Source organism: Pseudomonas sp. GM102, assembly GCF_000282555.1.
Taxonomy (GTDB): domain Bacteria; phylum Pseudomonadota; class Gammaproteobacteria; order Pseudomonadales; family Pseudomonadaceae; genus Aquipseudomonas.
The window spans coordinates 110902-125102 of the sequence record NZ_AKJB01000003.1; the positions used below are offsets into that span (position 1 = coordinate 110902).

Annotated in this window: 10 protein-coding genes; 7 read left to right on the top strand and 3 right to left on the bottom strand. The window is 59.7% G+C overall.

The window, feature by feature from the left end:
- The first annotated feature begins 64 nt into the window (after positions 1 to 64).
- From PMI18_RS27910 to PMI18_RS27900, 3 genes are all read left to right on the top strand, one after another.
- Complete coding sequence (locus tag PMI18_RS27910; protein WP_007894746.1) at positions 65 to 613, top strand: cupin domain-containing protein; 549 nt, start codon at positions 65 to 67, stop codon at positions 611 to 613.
- Between the two features lie 182 nt (positions 614 to 795).
- On the top strand, positions 796 to 1212 hold the full coding sequence (locus tag PMI18_RS27905) for a c-type cytochrome (protein ID WP_033035626.1): 417 nt from the start codon (positions 796 to 798) through the stop codon (positions 1210 to 1212).
- A 134-nt stretch (positions 1213 to 1346) separates the two neighbouring features.
- Positions 1347 to 3269, top strand: a complete 1923-nt coding sequence (locus PMI18_RS27900) for an acetyl-CoA hydrolase/transferase C-terminal domain-containing protein (protein WP_007894751.1) — start codon at positions 1347 to 1349, stop codon at positions 3267 to 3269.
- Positions 3270 to 3397: 128 nt separating this feature from the next.
- On the opposite strand, the gene PMI18_RS27895 is transcribed toward PMI18_RS27900, so the two are convergent.
- On the bottom strand, positions 3398 to 3970 hold the full coding sequence (locus tag PMI18_RS27895) for a xanthine phosphoribosyltransferase (RefSeq protein ID WP_033035628.1): 573 nt from the start codon (positions 3968 to 3970) through the stop codon (positions 3398 to 3400).
- 69 nt (positions 3971 to 4039) lie between these two features.
- Positions 4040 to 6049 carry a DNA helicase Rep gene (gene rep, locus PMI18_RS27890; RefSeq protein ID WP_007894754.1) on the bottom strand — a complete coding sequence of 670 codons (2010 nt, stop codon included), beginning with the start codon at positions 6047 to 6049 and terminating at the stop codon, positions 4040 to 4042.
- Between the two features lie 263 nt (positions 6050 to 6312).
- On the opposite strand from rep, the gene PMI18_RS27885 reads away from it, so the two are divergent.
- A complete protein-coding gene (locus tag PMI18_RS27885) occupies positions 6313 to 7977 on the top strand; it encodes a putative bifunctional diguanylate cyclase/phosphodiesterase (protein WP_007894756.1) in 1665 nt (554 codons plus the stop codon).
- A gap of 103 nt (positions 7978 to 8080) precedes the next feature.
- On the opposite strand, the gene PMI18_RS27880 is transcribed toward PMI18_RS27885, so the two are convergent.
- Entirely contained in the window at positions 8081 to 9478 is a 1398-nt protein-coding gene (locus PMI18_RS27880; protein WP_007894757.1) for a NorM family multidrug efflux MATE transporter, read from the bottom strand.
- A gap of 157 nt (positions 9479 to 9635) precedes the next feature.
- On the opposite strand from PMI18_RS27880, the gene PMI18_RS27875 reads away from it, so the two are divergent.
- The 3 genes from PMI18_RS27875 to PMI18_RS27865 all read left to right on the top strand — a co-directional run bounded on the left by PMI18_RS27875 (position 9636) and on the right by PMI18_RS27865 (position 14201).
- The gene (locus PMI18_RS27875) at positions 9636 to 10556 is read left to right on the top strand and encodes a LysR substrate-binding domain-containing protein (RefSeq protein ID WP_007894759.1); all 921 of its coding nucleotides are present in this window, start codon (positions 9636 to 9638) and stop codon (positions 10554 to 10556) included.
- Between the two features lie 185 nt (positions 10557 to 10741).
- Complete coding sequence (locus tag PMI18_RS27870) at positions 10742 to 12718, top strand: methyl-accepting chemotaxis protein (protein ID WP_007894763.1); 1977 nt, start codon at positions 10742 to 10744, stop codon at positions 12716 to 12718.
- Between the two features lie 268 nt (positions 12719 to 12986).
- Positions 12987 to 14201, top strand: coding sequence for an aldose 1-epimerase family protein (locus PMI18_RS27865; RefSeq protein ID WP_007894765.1), 1215 nt, complete (start codon positions 12987 to 12989; stop codon positions 14199 to 14201).

The following is a 14201-nucleotide window of genomic DNA, read 5'->3' on the forward strand; positions in this document are numbered from 1 at the left end:
CTGAACGCTGTCGCCATGATAACGCTCAATATTCCTGCAACCTGAATCCCTGGAGGCTCCAGCATTGGACGTCGGTGAACGACTGCAATCGATCCGTAAGCTCAAAGGTCTTTCCCAGCGTGAGCTCGCCAAACGCGCGGGTGTAACCAACAGCACCATTTCGATGATCGAGAAGAACAGCGTCAGCCCCTCGATCAGTTCGCTGAGGAAGGTGTTGGGCGGGATTCCCATGTCCATGGTCGAGTTCTTTTCCGAAGAAATCCTGCAGGAAAAACCGACTCAGATCGTCTACAAAGCCCACGAACTGATCGATATTTCCGATGGGGCAGTGACCATGAAACTGGTCGGTCGGGCTCACCCGAGCCGGGCTATCGCGTTTCTCAACGAAATCTACCCGCCAGGCGCCGATACCGGTGATGAGATGCTCACCCATGAGGGCGAGGAAACCGGGATTCTGGTGGAAGGGCGGCTGGAACTGGTGGTCGGGCTCGAAACATTTGTGCTCGAAGCCGGCGACAGCTACTACTTTGAAAGTACCAAGCCGCACCGTTTCCGTAATCCGTTCGATGCTCCGGCGCGACTAATCAGCGCAGCTACCCCAGCGAATTTCTAAGAGAAGAGGCGTCCTGCCCGGATTGTGGAGACGCCCATGCTGTATTCCCATCCCACGACAAGACCCCTTCGACTTTGGGGTTGTTTCAGTGTGGCGGGCTTACCGCTATACTTGCGCCCGCCTGCGAACCGTGGCCGTGGGCGTGACTAGCCACCATTGAGGGTGAACGCGTGAATCTAATTATGAAAATGCTGGCCGTACCAGCAACCGTATTGGCCCTTTGGGCAGTCAGCGCACAAGCAGCGACCAACGACGATATTGCTAAACGTCTTGAGCCAGTCGGCCAGGTTTGTGTGCAAGGCAAAGAGTGCAAGGGGATGGAAGTCGCAGCATCTGCTGGCGGCGGTGGTGGTGCCAAGACCCCTGACGAAGTGATTGCGAAACATTGCAACGCTTGCCACGGTACCGGCCTGTTGGGCGCGCCGAAAGTTGGTGATGCTGCAGCCTGGGGCGAGCGCGCGAAGAAAGAAGGCGGCCTTGATGGCTTGCTGGCGAAAGCAATCTCCGGCGTGAACGCTATGCCGCCAAAAGGCACCTGCGCCGATTGCGCCGATGCTGAGCTCAAGGGCGCCATCCAGAAGATGTCTGGCCTGAAATAAGCCTTCATTTTCAGCGAAAAGCCGCTTACGAGCGGCTTTTTTGTGCGTGCGATTTACCCCTGAGGCTATGCTTTGCAGCAAAGACCCGGCAAGCTCGGTCCAACCCCAATTCATGGAACGGGCGGGAGGATCAGATGGTGCAGTTGTGTTCTATCGAACAGGCGGTCGATGACGTACTGGCACGGTTGCCAGCGCATATTCACATGGGCTTGCCGCTGGGGCTGGGCAAGCCCAATCACTTCGTCAACGCGCTGTATCAACGGATCGCGCAACTGCCCGAGCGGCAGCTGACGATTTACACCGCCCTGTGTCTCGGACGCCCGCCATTGGGCGATGGCTTGCAAAAGCGCTTCCTTGAACCCTTCATCGAGCGGGTGTTCGGCGATTATCCGGAGCTGGGCTTCCTCGCCGACCTGCGTCGCGACAGCCTGCCGGCCAACATTCACGTCAATCAATTCTTCCTGCAGCCAGGCAGCCTGCTTGACAGCGCATCGGCCCAGCAGGATTACGTCAGTAGCAACTACAGCCACGCCGCCCGGGACATCAATGCCGCCGGCTTGAACCTGGTCGCACAACTGGTCGCCAGCCACAGCGAGCATCCCGATCGCCTGAGCCTGAGCTGCAACCCGGACATCACCCTCGACTTGTTTCCGATGATCGCCAAGCGTCGGGCGGCGGGGGAGACGATCCTGATGGTGGGGCAGGTACACAACGATTTGCCGTACATGCCCGGCGATGCGGAAATCGGCATCGACACCTTCGACCTGCTGATCGACGCGAAAGACAACACCACGCTGTTTTCCACGCCGAATATGCCGGTGGGTTTCCAGGATCATTTCATCGGGCTGCACGCCAGCACGCTGGTGCGCGACGGCGGCACCTTGCAAATCGGCATCGGTTCCATGGGCGATGCCCTGACGGCAGCGTTGCTGGCGCGGCAGGCTGACAGTGACGGTTACAAGGCGTTACTGGCGGATCTGAATCTCAGCCAATGGGCGCAGTTGATAGAGCGCGAAGGGGGTATCGAACCTTTCGCCAAGGGCCTGTACGGTTGCAGCGAAATGTTCGTCAACGGCTTGCTGGTGTTGGCGGATGCCGGGATTGTGCGGCGCAAGGTCTACCCGGATGTACCAACCCAGCAGCAAGCGAATTCCGGCACGCTGGACGAGGCCGCGCAGACTGACGGCATCTCGGTGCACGGCGGGTTTTTCCTCGGGCCGCGCAGTTTCTATGAGCGCTTGCGCGAGTTGCCGCAGAGTAAGCGGCTCGAATTCAACATGACCCGCATCAGCTACATCAACGAGCTCTACGGTCAGGAAGAGCTCAAACGCTTGCAGCGCCTCGATGCGCGCTTCATCAACACGGTCTTCACCATGACCCTGCTCGGCGCGGGCGTGGCCGATCAACTTGAAGACGGGCGGGTACTGAGCGGTGTCGGTGGGCAATACAACTTCGTCGCCCAGGGCCATGCGCTGCAAGGCGCGCGTTCGATCCTGCTGCTGCGCAGTTGGCGCGAGTCGGGCGGTGAAGTCAGTTCGAATATCGTCTGGGAATACGGCCACTGCACGATCCCACGACATCTGCGGGACATCGTCGTCACCGAATACGGCATCGCCGATTTGCGGGGCAAGACCGATGCGGCGGTGATCGAGGCGTTGCTCAACATCAGCGACTCACGCTTCCAGCCGGGGCTGATCGAGCAGGCGCAGAACGTTGGCAAATTGCCGAAGCATTTCCGCCTCGATCCGCGGTTTGCCGACAACAGCCCACAGCGGTTGCAGGCCATTCAGGCTCGGCATTCGAATCTGTTTCCGGAGTATCCGCTGGGTTGCGATTTCACTGCTGAGGAACGGGATTTATTGCGGGCGCTGAACTGGTTGAAGAGCAAGTTCAAGCTCACGGAGATTCTGGAATTGGGCAAGGCTGCGCTGGATGCGCCAGCGCCTTCGGAATTTGCGGTGCATCTGGAGCGGATGCAGCTGACGAAACCGGAAGGGCTGAAAGAGGATTTGTTTCAGCGGTTATTGCTCACCGGCCTCAAAGCCACCGCACAATAACAGCCAACACAAAACAACTGTGGGAGCCAGCCTGCTGGCGATGGCGTCGTGTCAGTCAAAACCTTCATGACTGACAGACGGCCATCGCCAGCAGGCTGGCTCCCACAGGGGAAATGCGGTGCGGCTTTTTATTCGATGAAGGTTACAACGCCATCCTTCAGCGACTGCACCCGCGCCAACGATTCAACGCGATAACCCTGAGCATCCAGTTCCGCCCGCCCGCCCTGGAACGATTTCTCGATCACAATACCCAAGCCGGCCACGGTCGCGCCGGCCTGTTTGATGATCGAGATCAGCGCTTGCGACGCCTTACCGTTGGCCAAAAAGTCGTCGATGATCAGCACGCGGTCGCTGCTGGTCAGGTGGCGCGGGGAGATCGCCACGGTGCTTTCGGTCTGCTTGGTGAACGAGTAAACGGTCGCCGACAGCAGGTTTTCGGTCAAGGTCAGGGACTGATGCTTGCGCGCAAAAATCACCGGTACGCCAAGGTTCAGACCGGTCATGATTGCCGGCGCGATGCCCGAGGCTTCGATGGTGACGATCTTGGTGATGCCCGAATCCTTGAACAGCGTGGCGAATTCGTCGCCGATCAGCTTCATCAGGGCCGGGTCGATCTGGTGGTTCAGAAAGGCGTCGACTTTCAGAACCTGGTCGGAAAGCACGATGCCTTCGTCGCGAATTTTCTTGTGCAGTGCTTCCATGAAGCTTTCCTCTACTGACGCCATGTGCGCCTGGCGTGTAAAAAGTGTGCGGTTAAAAAGTGCTCAATTCTAGCGCTTTAACATCGCGCGTATATCCGCCAATGCGGTATTACCGCGGACGGCTTTGACTTCAACAGGGGTGTCGTCATTGCCTTCCCAGGCCAGGTCGTCCGGCGGCAGTTCATCGAGGAAGCGGCTGGGCGCGCAGTCGATGATCTCGCCGTATTGCTTACGCTTGGCGGCGAAGGTGAACGCCAACGTCTGACGCGCTCGGGTAATCCCGACGTAGGCCAGGCGACGTTCCTCTTCAATGGTGTCGGCTTCGATGCTGGAGCGGTGCGGGAGAATTTCCTCTTCCATGCCCATGATGAACACGTAGGGGAATTCCAGACCCTTGGAGGCGTGCAAGGTCATCATCTGCACGCCTTCGGCGCCGTCTTCCTCTTCCTGCTGACGCTCCAGCATGTCGCGCAGGACGAGTTTGCCGATGGCGTCTTCGACGGTCATCTCGCCTTCTTCGTCTTTTTCCAGCGTGTTTTTCAGCGCCTCGATGAGGAACCAGACGTTACCCATGCGGTAATCGGCGGCCTTGTCGCTGGAGCTGTTGGTGCGCAGCCAGTTCTCGTAGTCGATGTCCATGACCATGCTGCGCAGGGCCGAGATCGGGTCTTCGCCGGCGCACTGCTCGCGGACCTTGTCCATGAAGCGCTTGAAGCGTGACAGGCGATCGGTGAAGCGCGTGTCCAGATGCTCGCCCAAACCGATTTCGTCGGTGGCGGCGTACATTGAGATTTTTCGCTCGGTGGCGTAGTTGCCCAGCTTCTCCAGCGTGGTCGAACCGATCTCCCGGCGTGGGACGTTGATCACCCGCAGGAAGGCGTTGTCGTCGTCCGGGTTCACGATCAGGCGGAAGTAGGCCATCAGGTCTTTCACTTCCTGACGTCCGAAAAAGCTGTTGCCGCCGGACAGGCGATAAGGAATCTGGTGGTGCTGCAGCTTCAGCTCGATCAGCTTGGCCTGGTAGTTGCCGCGATACAGGATCGCAAAATCGCTGTATGGCCGATCCGTGCGCAGGTGCAGGGTCAGCAGTTCCACGGCCACACGCTCGGCTTCGGCGTCTTCGTTGCGGCAACGGATCACACGGATTTCGTCGCCGTGGCCCATCTCACTCCACAGCTGTTTTTCGAACTCGTGCGGGTTGTTGGAGATCAGCACGTTGGCGCAGCGCAGGATGCGGCTGGTGGAGCGGTAGTTTTGCTCGAGCATGACCACTTTCAGGGACGGATAGTCGTCCTTGAGCAGCATCAGGTTTTCCGGGCGGGCGCCGCGCCAGGCGTAAATCGACTGGTCGTCGTCGCCCACCACGGTGAACTGGTTGCGTTTACCGATCAGCAGTTTCACCAGCAAATACTGGCTGGCGTTGGTGTCCTGGTATTCGTCCACCAGCAGGTAGCGGACCTTGTTCTGCCATTTTTCCAGGATATCGTCGTGTTCCTGGAACAGTTTTACCGGCAGCAGGATCAGGTCGTCGAAGTCCACTGCGTTGAACGCCTTGAGCGTGCGCTGATAGTGGGTGTAGACGATGGCGGCGGTCTGTTCCTTGGGATTGCGTGCGTTTTCCAGGGCTTCGGGCGGCAGGATCAGGTCGTTTTTCCACGAGCCGATCATGTTCTTGATCTCGTCGACGCCGTCGTCGCCCGAGTATTCCTTCTGCATGATGTCGGTCATCAGGGCTTTGACGTCGGTCTCGTCGAAGATCGAGAAGCCCGGTTTATAGCCCAGCCGCACGTGTTCCTTGCGGATGATGTTCAGGCCCAGGTTATGGAAGGTGCAGACCGTCAGGCCGCGGCCTTCACCGCCCTTGAGCAGGGTACCGACCCGCTCCTTCATCTCGCGCGCGGCCTTGTTGGTAAAGGTCATGGCGACAATGTATTGGGCGCGGATGCCACAGCTCTGGATCAAATGCGCAATTTTGCGGGTGATCACGCTGGTCTTGCCGGAGCCTGCGCCGGCGAGCACCAAAAGAGGGCCGCCGACGTAGCTCACGGCTTCTTGCTGCCGGGGATTGAGTCGGGACATACGAAATCAGGGAGTCATTAGCGAAATGGGCCGGCATTTTAACAGGCTCAGCGAATTGTGCTGCTCTCTCCGACTTGTGACGCAACACGCTATCTCTATTTGCCGGTTTTGCTACTTTCACGCAGGATGCGCAGTGAATTTGCGTCTAATGTTCGTATTCAAGACGCAAAAGCTGTGTTTGATAACCGATGTCATTTTGTCATTGGTTATCTGCGCGGCATAATGCCCGCCGCCTACATCTTTGCAGAGTCTAGGGAGCTAGCTTGTCTACGCCTGTCGAACCCTTGCGTTTGCTGCTACTGGCCGAAGAGCCGGCGTGGGCAGCGTTGTTGCGCGAGTGTCTGGCTCCGATGGGGAGTTCGGCTGTGCTGCTCAGCGCGCCGAGCTGGGAGTCGGTCAGCAACCTGTTCGATGACAACCGCAGCGCGGTGTTATTGACGATTCCTGCTCTGCAGCCGGCCCCCGGCCGTTGCAACCTGCCGACGGTGTTGCTGCTCGAACACGAGCCGCTGGCGCCGCCCGATGGTGTGAGCGACTGGCTGGTGCGCAATCTGCTGGATCCCGGCATGTTGCGCCGCTGCCTGCGCCATGTGCGTGAACGCGGCGTGCTGGAAAACACGTTGCAGCGCCTGGCCGAGCAGGATCCGTTGACCGGTATCGCCAACCGTCAGGGTTTCCAGACCTTGCTGGCGGCGCGCCTGGCCGACAACGAAGGCCGCGGCCTGGCCCTTGGTCACCTCGACCTCGACAACTTTCGACACGCCAACGACGCCCTCGGCCATCAGGCTGGCGATCGGTTGATCCTGCAAGTGGTCTCGCGGCTGAAAAGCCAACTGGAGGCCAGCGATCAACTGGCACGGCTGGGCAGCGATGAATTCGCCCTGTTGATCGATACTCGCCGCGCCCCTCAGCGCGCCGAATGGATGGCCGAACGCATTACCGAAGCCCTGTCCGAACCCTATTGGGTCGATGGCGAAAGCCTGTTGATCGGTTCCAGCCTCGGCATCGCTCACGCACGAGCGCAGGCCGGCGCCGACCCGTTGATGTGGCACGCGCACATCGCCATGCAGCAAGCCAAGAGCACTCAGGGCTGCACCTTTCACATTTTCAACGAACGGATCAATCGCAATGCCCGCAGCATCGCCGACCTCGAAAGCGAACTGCGCCGGGCCTTGCGCCGCGATGAGCTGGAGTTGCATTACCAGCCTCGCCTGAACCTAGAGGACGGTCAAATCGTCGGCCTCGAAGCGTTGGTGCGCTGGCGTCATGGCGAACGCGGCTTGCTGCCCCCCAGCGAATTCGTGCCGCTGGCCGAGCAAAGTGGTTTGATTGTGCCGCTGGGTTACTGGGTGATTTCCCGGGCCTTGCGGGACATGCAGGCATTGCGCGAACGAGGTCTGCCTGCGCTGCATATGGCGATCAACCTGTCGTTCCGGCAGTTTCAGGACAGCCAATTACTGTCGACCCTGAGCCGGCTGATTGCCGAGCGTGGCGTCGAGGCGCAATGGCTGGAATTCGAACTGACCGAAACCGCGGTGATGCGTCGTAGCGACCTGGTCAAGCAGACCATGGACGCCCTCGGGCGTTTGGGCGTGCGCTTCTCGCTGGACGATTTCGGTACCGGGTTCTCTTCGTTCGTGCACCTCAACAGCCTGCCGATTGCCTTGTTGAAGGTCGACAAGAGCTTTGTCGGCGAAATGGAAGAGCGCGAAGAGAATCGCAAACTGGTGCACGCGATGATCAACCTGGCACACAACCTCAACCTCGAAGTGGTCGCCGAAGGCGTGGAAACACCAGAGCAGCTGGATTTGTTGCGCGGCTTTGGTTGCGATCAGGTACAGGGGTATCTGATCAGCAAGCCGTTGCCGTTAGCGGAATTGGTGGAGTATTTGACCTTGGGTTCCAGTCAGCAGGTTGTGCTCGCTTAACGACGTACCGTAGGAGCGAGGCTTGCCCGCGAATGGCATCACGCGGTGTCTCTGATACACCGCGTGATGCCATTCGCGGGCAAGCCTCGCTCCTACAGGGATCTCAATCTGGCTGCGCGACCTGGAAATTCTGCTCTGACGCCGGCTCGCGTCTGATCATCCGTTTCATCTTCCACTCAAACGCCAGCGTCAGGCTCACCGCCGCACACGCCAGCCCCAGCGCCAGACCCCACCAGACCCCCGTTGGCCCCCAATTCAAATGGAAGGCCATCCACCAGGCGGCCGGTGCGCCAATCAGCCAATAGCAACCCAAACCCACCAGGAACGTGGTCTTGGCATCCTTGAGCCCGCGGATGCAGCCCATGGCGATGGTTTGCGTGCCGTCAAACAGCTCGAACCATGCCGCCACCGCCAACAGGCTCACGGCCAGGTTGATGACTTCGCGGAACGCCGGGTCGTTGTGGTCCAGGAACAAGCCGATCAATTGATGCGGCAGCAGCCAGAAGACCATGGCAAAACCCAGCATTGCCGCCGCACCAAAGGCGATCCCGACCCGTCCGGCCAGCCGCGCATCAAGCAATTGCCCGGCACCGTAATGTTGGCCGATGCGCATGGTGATCGCGTAGGAAAGCCCCGCCGGAACCATGAACGCCACCGAGACGATTTGCAGGGCGATCTGGTGCGCCGCCAGTTGCGTACTGCCCATGGTGCCCATGCACAGCGCGGCGAAGGCAAACAGGCCGACTTCCACCGCGTAGGTGCCGCCAATCGGCAGGCCCAGGCGCCATAGTTCCTTCAAGTACTGACGATTGGGCCGCGACAGCCCCTGGCGTAATGGATACGCGTCGTAAGCCGGATGCCGACGAATATGCAGCGCGAGCGCCAGGGCCATGAGGTTGGCAACGATCGCCGTGACCAGGCCGATGCCCACCAAGCCCATTTTCGGCAGGCCGAACATGCCGGTGATCAACGCATAGTTGAGCAGGAAATTGGCCACAGTGCCGGCAAGGCTGATGACCATCACCGGTGTCGCCCGGCCGATGGCGCTAGTGAAACCGCGCAACGCCATGAAGCTCAGGTAACCGGGCAGGGCGAACGGCAGAATCAACAGAAACTGGCCGGCAGCCTGGACGTTGGTTTCGGTCTGGCCGAACAGCAGCAACACCGGTTTGAGGTTCCACAGCAGCAAACCCGCCACCAGCGCCATCAACCAGGCCAGCCACAACCCGGCCTGGGTCAGCCGCGCCGCGCCGATGATGTCGCCCGCGCCCTGACGGATCGCCACCAGGGTGCCGACGGCGGCGATCACGCCGATGCAGAAGATCGATACGAACGAATACGTCGCCGCGCCCAGACCGCCGCCGGCCAGTGCTTCGGGGCTCAGGCGCGCCATCATCAAAGTGTCGGTGAGGACCATCAACATGTGCGCCAACTGCGAGGCAATCAACGGCCCCGCCAGCCGCAGAATGGCCCAGAGTTCAATACGCGCTGGATGCTGCATGGTCATCACGCTCGATTGTCAGAGATAACAGGAAGCGTCGATTCTCGGCGCTCTGCGGGGTTTGCACAAAGGGATAAAAAGGATGGGTGACATGATTAAAACTCATGCTGTGGAGTTTCTGATAAGTTGATTCCATCGCGCTATAGGAGCTTTCCTGATGTCCCGTCGTCTTCCTCCCTTGTACGCCCTTCGAGCATTCGAAGCGGCGGCGCGGCATAGCTCGTTTACCCGCGCGGCCGAAGAACTGTCGATCACGCAAAGTGCGGTCAGTCGGCACATTCGTACGCTCGAAGAGCATTTCGCCTGTCGGCTGTTTCATCGCAGCGGGCGCAACCTGCAACTGACCGAATCGGCGCGGCTGATCCTGCCCGGCATTCGTGAAGGCTTCACCGCCCTCGAGCGGGCCTGCAATACCTTGCGTGCCGAGGACGACATTCTGCGCATGAAAGCCCCATCGACCCTGACCATGCGCTGGCTGTTGGCGCGGCTCAGCCGTTTTCGGCACCTGCGACCGGGGAACGAGGTGCAATTGACCAGCGCCTGGATGGACATCGACACGGTGGACTTCAACCATGAGCCCTTCGACTGCGCCGTCATCCTCAGCAACGGGCATTTTCCCCCAGACTGGGAGGCGACTTTCCTGTTCCCCGAAGAGCTGATTCCGGTGGGCGCGCCGAATCTTCTGAAGGATCAGCCGTGGGACGTTGCGCGCCTGGCCAGTACCGAGTTGCTGCACCCGACGCCGGACCGCCGCGACTGGCGCAACTGGCTGGAACGCATGGGCCTGACCGATCAAGTCTCGCTCAAGGGTGGGCAGGTATTCGACACGCTGGAGCTGGGCATGATCGCCGCTGCCCGAGGTTACGGCGTGTCCATGGGCGATTTGCTGATGGTGGCGGAGGATGTCGCACAGGGACGTCTGAGTTTGCCGTGGCCGACGGCCGTTGCCAGTGGTGAGAATTATTACCTGGTTTGGCCGAAAACCCGCCCCGGCGGCGAACGTTTGCGTCGCCTCAGCGATTTCCTGCAAGGCGAGGTCCGGGCCATGGAATTACCGGATGTCGAACGTCTGGGCTGAATCGATGGAGCCGCCGCAATGGCGGCCTTGAGCCATATCCCCGTTAATTACTCAAGTATTCAGTGTTGCCGCCGAAAATCTGCTGATGGGACCTTGGTGCAGGTTCCGTGTTTTCCCCACAATCAGAAATTTTGCCGAGTGTGCGATGGGATCAGAATGATCCGGCCACTGGGTCAGGAGCTGTCATGTCTCAACCTCGTGCTCGGATTGCCTCACAGCTGGGTCTTGCGCTTGCCGTGATACTGGCGATTGTCATCAGCGGCAGTACCGTGTTCGCCCTGCGCTCGCTGGACACCGCTAACCTCGCCACCCGCGAAGAGCATCTGGCCAGTGAGGCCCGCTTGCTTGCCGATCAGTTGAGCACCTTTCACGGCACTTTGCGTGAAAGCACCCAGCGCCTGGCCGGCCTGTTCGAGAAACGCTTCAGCGCCGGTTTGAGCGTGCATCCGGATGAGCCGGTGACCGTGGCGGGTGTGCAGACCCCGGGCCTGCATTTGGGCAGTGAAGTGTTGAACAACAACTTCGCGGAAGTCGACGAGTTCAAGCAGATGACTGCAGGCGTCGCGACTGTGTTCGTGCGCAGCGGTGAAGAGTTCATTCGGATCAGCACCAATGTCACCAAACAAGACGGCAGCCGTGCCATTGGCACGCTGCTCGACCACGCAAACCCGGCTTACGCCCGTTTGATGGCGGGGCAGAGTTATGTGGGGCGAGCGTTGCTGTTCGAACGCTTCTACATGTCGCAGTACACCCCCGTACGCGACAGCAGCGGTAAGATCATTGCCGTGCTGTACGTAGGATTCGATTACACCGACGCGCAGAACGCACAGTTCGCCAACCTCAAACGCTTCCGCATCGGCCAGACCGGTTCCCTGGCGTTGTTGGATGAACAAGGCAAATGGCTGGTGCCGATTGCCGGTGTACAGGCGCTGGATCAGGCGGTCCCGAGCATCGTCGGTCTGGCCAAGACACCGGGCAAAGGCGACTTCTGGAACGACAAGTCGCAAGACTTTTACAGTGTTGCCGTGCCGTTCGAAGGCGGGCCGTGGTCGGTGGTGGCGAGCATGCCGAAAAGCGAAATTCGCGCGGTGACCTGGAGCGTCGGTATTCAATTGGCGATCGGCAGTCTGCTGGCGATGTTGCTGGCAGTCGGCTCGGCGGTCTGGTTGCTGCGCAGCAAACTGGCGCCGCTGGGGGATCTGGTGCGTCAGGCCGAAGCCTTGGGTGCTGGTGATTTGAGTGTTCGCCTGAACGTGTCGAGCAATGACGAAATCGGCCAACTTGCCCGCGCCTTCAACCAGATGAGTCAAGCCCTGTCGACCATGGTCGAGCACATCCGTAAGGCCTCGGGAGAGGTCAACAGCCGTGCCCAGGCGTTATCCGGTTTGTCCGGTGGCGCTTATGAAGGGATGGAGCAGCAGTCCGGCGAAATCACCAGCATGGCCGGCGCCGTAGAAGAATTCAGCGCCACCTCGCTGAACATCGCCGACAACATGGGCAACACCCAGCGACTGGCGCAGGAAAACGCACAGCAAACCCAGATCGGTCGTACGTCGATGGACGAAGCGTCCTCGTCCCTGGAGCAAATCGCCGGTGCGCTGAACAGCACCGCGACGGTGATCAATACCTTGGGGCAGCGCTCCCAGGAAATCGGCGGCATTGTCGGGGTGATTACCGCGATCGCCGAGCAAACCAACCTGCTGGCGCTCAACGCCGCCATTGAAGCCGCCCGCGCCGGTGAGCAGGGCCGTGGGTTTGCGGTGGTGGCTGATGAGGTGCGCAACCTGGCCTCACGCACCCGCCAGGCCACAGACGAAATTTCCGGGATGATTCAAAGCATCCAGCAGGAAACCGGCAACGCCATCAGCACCATGGAGCAGGGCAACGTGCTGATGCAGGAAGGCCTGTCGCGCAACGCCAACGTCGCCTCGGCGCTGGCACGGATCGATGAGCAAAGCCGCTCGGCCGGTCAGCAATTCGCCGCCATCACCACCGCGACCCAGGAACAAAGCAGCACCGCGACCTTGCTCAGCAGCAATCTGCAAAGCATCGCTTTGGCAAACAGTGAACAGCGCGAAGTAGTGTCCAACCTGGCTGTGACTGCCAAAGAGCTGGAGAAGCTCGCGGCGGACTTGCGGCATGAGGTTGACCGGTTTCGTTGAGTCGCTGCTCAAATCGCCATCGCGAGCAGGCTCGCTCCCACAGTTGACCTCAGGTGTTCACAAATTCCGTGTTCACCTTAGATCCAATGTGGGAGCGAGCCTGCTCGCGATTGCTATCGACTCAATTCCCGATTTGTGCCAAATCTGCGGATCAATTCCTCTCTAGTCGTCTTCCTTGGCATTTAGCACCAGTGTCTCGATTTTTATGCTTGCTGAAACGTTTCTTCAAGTCTATAAAATTGGCACAACTCCAAGAAAGGCTGCTGCCATGACCCCGCTCAAACTTATCGTTGCCCTCAGCGCACTGTCCGCTGCCTCCCAAGCCATGGCCTGGGACTATGTGTTGCTCGACACCGACAAAGCCGCCCAGAACTGGCAGATCACCAGCCAGCAACTCGGGGTAAAAACCGACAAACCCTTCAGTGTGACCCTGCGCACTTTGCATGGCGGTCGGCAGGAGGGTGTCAGCATCGTCGACATCGATAACGGCACAATGAAACTCTCGGTGGTGCCGACTCGTGGCATGAACGTACTGCAGGCCTCGGTCGGCGATGTGCGCATGGGCTGGGATTCGCCGGTCAAGGAAGTGGTCAATCCATCCTTCATCGAACTCAACGGCCGTGGTGGCCTGGGTTGGCTGGAAGGTTTCAACGAGCTGATCACCCGCTGCGGCTACGAATGGGTCGGCCACCCCGGCATCGACAATGGTGAACTGCTGACCCTGCACGGTCGCGCCGCCAACATCCCCGCGAACAAAGTCACCCTGCACATCGATGAAAAACCGCCGTACGCCATCACCCTGCGCGGCGAGCTAAAAGAACAGGCGTTCAAGAAAGTCGACTTCTCCGTCGCGACCGAACTGGTCACCGAACCCGGCAGCGTAGCGTTCGCCCTCAACGACACCCTGACCAACAATGGCGACTATCCGAAGGAATACCAGGCGCTGTATCACAGCAACTTCGGCACCCCATTCCTGGAACAGGGCGCCCGCTTCGCCGCGCCGGTGAAACAGGTATCTCCGTTCAACGACAAGGCCAAAGGCGACTTGCCGGACTGGCAAACCTACCGCGCACCGACCAAGGACTATGACGAAACGGTTTACAACGTCGTGCCGTATGCCGATGCCAAGGGCGATACGCTGACCGTGTTGCATAACAAGGCCGGCAGCCTGGGGGTTTCGGTTGGCTTCAATACTCAAACACTGCCCGTGTTCTCCCTGTGGAAAAACACCGATACCCAAGGGCAGGGCTATGTCACGGGGCTGGAGCCGGGGACGAGTTTTTCCTACAACCGCCGGTATCAACGGCCACTGAACCTGGTGCCGACGATTGGGCCGAAGGAACAGAAGCAGTTCCGGATTAGCTATGGCTTGCTGGCGGATAAGACGGCTGTCGACAAGGCGTTGAAGCAGGTGAGCGAGATTCAGGGTGGGCGGGAGACTGAGGTGCGGCAGACGCCGTTGGTTGATCTCACCAAGGGGTGA

Coding starts and splice junctions, on each gene's coding strand:
- PMI18_RS27900 (WP_007894751.1), top strand. CDS start 1,347: ATGGTGCAGTTGTGTTCTATCGAACAGGCGGTCGATGACGTACTGGCA.
- PMI18_RS27905 (WP_033035626.1), top strand. CDS start 796: ATGAAAATGCTGGCCGTACCAGCAACCGTATTGGCCCTTTGGGCAGTC.
- PMI18_RS27865 (WP_007894765.1), top strand. CDS start 12,987: ATGACCCCGCTCAAACTTATCGTTGCCCTCAGCGCACTGTCCGCTGCC.
- PMI18_RS27870 (WP_007894763.1), top strand. CDS start 10,742: ATGTCTCAACCTCGTGCTCGGATTGCCTCACAGCTGGGTCTTGCGCTT.
- PMI18_RS27895 (WP_033035628.1), bottom strand. CDS start 3,970: ATGGAAGCACTGCACAAGAAAATTCGCGACGAAGGCATCGTGCTTTCC.
- PMI18_RS27880 (WP_007894757.1), bottom strand. CDS start 9,478: ATGCAGCATCCAGCGCGTATTGAACTCTGGGCCATTCTGCGGCTGGCG.
- PMI18_RS27875 (WP_007894759.1), top strand. CDS start 9,636: ATGTCCCGTCGTCTTCCTCCCTTGTACGCCCTTCGAGCATTCGAAGCG.
- rep (WP_007894754.1), bottom strand. CDS start 6,049: ATGTCCCGACTCAATCCCCGGCAGCAAGAAGCCGTGAGCTACGTCGGC.